The 3,412-nt window shown below is 75.4% G+C and carries 5 protein-coding genes; 3 read left to right on the forward strand and 2 right to left on the reverse strand.

Features of this window, described 5'->3' with window-relative positions:
• Window positions 1-490: citrate/2-methylcitrate synthase (locus BGM09_RS17180; RefSeq protein ID WP_317452742.1), on the forward strand; the 490-nt coding region annotated here is incomplete at its 5' end.
• Between the two features lie 99 nt (window positions 491-589).
• Here the strand turns inward: BGM09_RS17180 and BGM09_RS17185 are convergent.
• Window positions 590-817: a hypothetical protein gene (locus BGM09_RS17185; protein WP_188282484.1), complete on the reverse strand. Its 228-nt coding sequence runs from the start codon at window positions 815-817 to the stop codon at window positions 590-592.
• Window positions 818-954: 137 nt separating this feature from the next.
• Between BGM09_RS17185 and trxA the strand changes: the two genes are divergently transcribed.
• Together trxA and BGM09_RS17195 are read left to right on the forward strand one after the other, a co-directional pair.
• A complete protein-coding gene (gene trxA, locus BGM09_RS17190; RefSeq protein WP_188282485.1) occupies window positions 955-1,323 on the forward strand; it encodes a thioredoxin in 369 nt (122 codons plus the stop codon).
• A 155-nt stretch (window positions 1,324-1,478) separates the two neighbouring features.
• Entirely contained in the window at window positions 1,479-3,176 is a 1,698-nt protein-coding gene (locus BGM09_RS17195; RefSeq protein ID WP_188282486.1) for a bifunctional 3'-5' exonuclease/DNA polymerase, read from the forward strand.
• Window positions 3,177-3,189: 13 nt separating this feature from the next.
• Here BGM09_RS17195 and BGM09_RS17200 read toward each other — a convergent pair.
• A partial coding sequence (locus tag BGM09_RS17200) for a hypothetical protein (protein ID WP_188282487.1) occupies window positions 3,190-3,412 on the reverse strand: 223 nt, incomplete at its 5' end.

Below are 3,412 nucleotides of genomic sequence, written 5' to 3' on the forward strand. Positions count from 1 at the left end.
CGCGGTGGTCTCCGCCGGGCTCGGCGCGCTGGACGGGCCGCTGCACGGACAGGCCAGCGCCCTGGCCCACCGGACGCTCGCCGAGGTGCTGGAGCGCGGCGGCGCGGGTCCCGTCGTCGCCGAGCAACTACGCGCCGGGCAGCGGATCCCCGGCCTCGGTCACCGCCTCTACCAGGGCGAGGACCCGCGTGCGCGGCTGCTCTTCCACCTGCTCGGGCGGGTGCCCGCCGCCTCCGACGCCCTGGCCGCGGCCCGCGACCTGGCGGCGACGGCCGCCCGCCACACCCCGCTGCACCCCAACGTCGACCTGGCCCTCGCGGTGCTCTCCGTCTCCGCCGCGATGCCCGCGGAGGCGGGCGAGACGGTCTTCTCCGTGGCGCGCACGGCGGGCTGGATCGCGCACGCCCTGGAGGAGTACCAGGAGCGCCCGCTGCGGATGCGCCCCAGCGGCACCTACCAGGGACCGCCGCCGCCCCAGCCGCTGCCGTGACGGCGCGCGGTCGCCTCCCACGGGCGGATTGCCGCCGGCTCCACCCTCAGCGGAAACCGGGGCCGGGGCCGGGACCAGGACCAGGGCCGGGGCCGGTCGTCAGACGCCGGTCAGACGGGGGATGCGGCCGACCAGTTCGGCCCACTCCGTGTCCTTCTGGCCCGGCACCATGCGGCCCGCGGACCGCCACTGGTCCGCGAGTTCCGCGAAGACCGGCGCCTCCGTGCTCTGCAGAACCGTTCCGGCACGGGAATAGCGCCATGGTTGCTGACCGTCGCCCGCGCCGTCGGCGCCGTCGTCTTGCGGAATCCACTGCGTTGCTGCCATAGCCCGACCAACGAGTCCGGCGGGTCGGACGCCACTGCACACCCCGCCCGCACCACTCGTATGAGTGAAGTCTCCGGGGTCCGCCGCGCCCGCGGCGACGCTAGGAATTTCCGGCGGGCGCCGCCCGTTGTGGGGGCATGAGCACTGTGGAGCTGACCAAGGAGAATTTCGACGAGGTCGTGTCGTCGCACGATTTCGTCCTCATCGACTTCTGGGCCGCCTGGTGCGGGCCGTGCCGGATGTTCGCACCGGTCTACGACAAGTCGTCCGAGAAGCACCAGGATCTGGTCTTCGCGAAGGTCGACACGGAGGCGCAGCCCGAACTGGCCTCCGCCTTCCAGATCCAGTCGATCCCGACCCTGATGATCGTCCGTGACAAGGTCGCGGTCTTCGCGCAGCCGGGCGCCCTGCCCGAGCCCGCGCTGGAGGACGTCATCGCGCAGGCCCGCGCCCTCGACATGGACGAGGTGCGCAAGTCGGTCGAGGAGGCCCAGCAGAGCTCCTGACGGGCACGCCCGCCGCGTTGCCGACATACCCCGACAGCTCCGCCATGAGGACATCCCGGCGCTTGCGCTCAGGGGCTCCCCCCGCACGAAGCCCGGGGGGAACCCCAGGCACCGCCCGGTGCTCCCATGATCCGCCGGACAGGCCCTAGGCTCCGATGGTGGGTACAGCCATCGCCGCCGTCGCGCGGATCGCCGCCGTGCCCGACCCCGTGGGGTCGGGCGGGCGGTTGTGCGCGCTCGGGGAGGACGGGGCGGCGGTCGGGGAGATCGATGTCGTACGGGACCTGGCCGCTGAGGTCGCGCGGCGGGAGGCGGAGCAGGCGCCGCGCTGGGTCTGGGCGGCGACCGACGAGGTGTACCCGTGGCTGCTCGACCGGGGGTCGGTGCGCACCGCGCGCTGCCATGACGTGAAGCTCGTCGAGTCGCTGCTGCTCGGGCAGGAGGGCAGGCACCGCAGGCCCCGGTCGCTGGGGGCGGCGTGGGCGCGGCTGCACGGGCTGCCGGAGCCCGAGGACGCGCCGGAGCCGGGCGCGGACGACCAGCCGGTGCTGTTCGCCGCTGACCGGCGTCATCTCCCACAGGATCTCGACCCGTTGGCCGCGCTGGTCGAGGTGCACGCGGCGCAGCAGCGGCGGATCGCCGCGAGCGAGCACCCCGACCGGATCCGGCTGCTGTGCGCGGCGGAGTCCGCGGGCGCGCTCGCCGCGGTCGAGATGGGCCGCGACGGGCTGCCGTGGAGCGCCGAGGTGCACGACGAACTGCTGACCGGGCTGCTCGGCCCGCGCCCCGCAGGTGGCGTACGGCCCGCGCTGCTGGGCGAGTTGGCCGCCCGCATCCAGGACGCGCTCGGCCGCCCGGTCAACCCCGACTCCCCCGCCCAGATGCTGCCCGCCTTCGCCCGCGTCGGCGTGCATCTGACGTCGACCCGCTCGCACGAGCTGCGCGAGGTCGGGCATCCGGCGGCCGGGCTGCTGCTGCGCTACAAGGAACTCTCCCGGATCCACGCCGCGCACGGCTGGGCCTGGCGCGAGAGCTGGGTGCGCGACGGCCGCTTCCGCGCCGAATACGTGGTGGGCGGCGTGGTGTCGGGCCGGTGGGCGACGCGTGGCGGCGGCGCCCTTCAGATCCCGCGGCTGCTGCGCTCCGCGGTGGTCGCCGATCCGGGGCACCGCCTGGTGGTCGCCGATGCCGGGCAGTTGGAACCGCGGGTGCTGGCCGCCATGTCGGGTGACGCCGGGCTCGCGGCGGCTGCCGCGGAGGGCGATCTGTACGCGGCGCTGGCGCGGAACGCCTTCGGCGGCGACCGGCCGCGCGCCAAGATCGCGCTGCTCGCCGCGATGTACGGGCAGACCAGCGGCGAGGCGGGGCAGCTCCTCGCGGTGATGCGGCGCCGCTTCCCCGCCGCACTCGCCCTGGTGGAGGCCGCGGCCAGGACCGGCGAGGCGGGCGGGATCGTACGGTCGCAGCTGGGCCGTACCTCGCCCGCGCCGTCCGCCGACCGGTTCCTCGACGAGAGCGCCGACCCCGGCGACGGCGCGTCCCCCGACCGCCGCGCGGCCCGGTCCTGGGGCCGCTTCACGCGCAATTTCCTCATCCAGGCCAGCGCCTCCGACTGGGCCTTGGCCATGCTGGCCTCGTTGCGCCGCCGGCTGACCGCGATCGGGCCGGAGCCCCGACTGGTCTTCTTCCAGCACGACGAGGTGATCGTGCACGCCCCGACCGGCCTCGCGCCCGCCGTGGAAGCGGCGGTGACGGCGGCCGGCGACGAGGCCCGCCGCCTGGTATTCGGCTCCGCTCCGGTGCCGTTCCCGCTGGAGACGCACGCGGTGGCGTGCTACGCGGACGCCAAGTAGCCCCCGAACAGGGTCACTTGTCGCGCGCCGCGTCGGATTCCGCCGTCGCGGCGGCGGAATCCGCGTCGTCCACCAGCTTGCGCATACGGGCGAGTTCGGAGTCGGAGGGCGCGGGCGAGTCGCCGCCCGCGCCCGCCGAGGCACCCGCCGACGCGGCGGCCGAGGTGTCCGCCGACGACGCCGGTGCGGACGTGGCGCCGGAGTGTCCGCAGCCGGTCACCAGCGCCCCGGCGATC

It is taken from the genome of Streptomyces sp. CBMA29, assembly GCF_014596445.1.
Lineage (GTDB): Bacteria > Actinomycetota > Actinomycetes > Streptomycetales > Streptomycetaceae > Actinacidiphila.

Bases quoted from the DNA above. Each gene is read 5' to 3' on its own strand.
- BGM09_RS17185 (WP_188282484.1), bottom strand. From the start codon at position 817: ATGGCAGCAACGCAGTGGATTCCGCAAGACGACGGCGCCGACGGCGCG.
- BGM09_RS17195 (WP_188282486.1), top strand. From the start codon at position 1,479: ATGGTGGGTACAGCCATCGCCGCCGTCGCGCGGATCGCCGCCGTGCCC.
- trxA (WP_188282485.1), top strand. From the start codon at position 955: ATGAGCACTGTGGAGCTGACCAAGGAGAATTTCGACGAGGTCGTGTCG.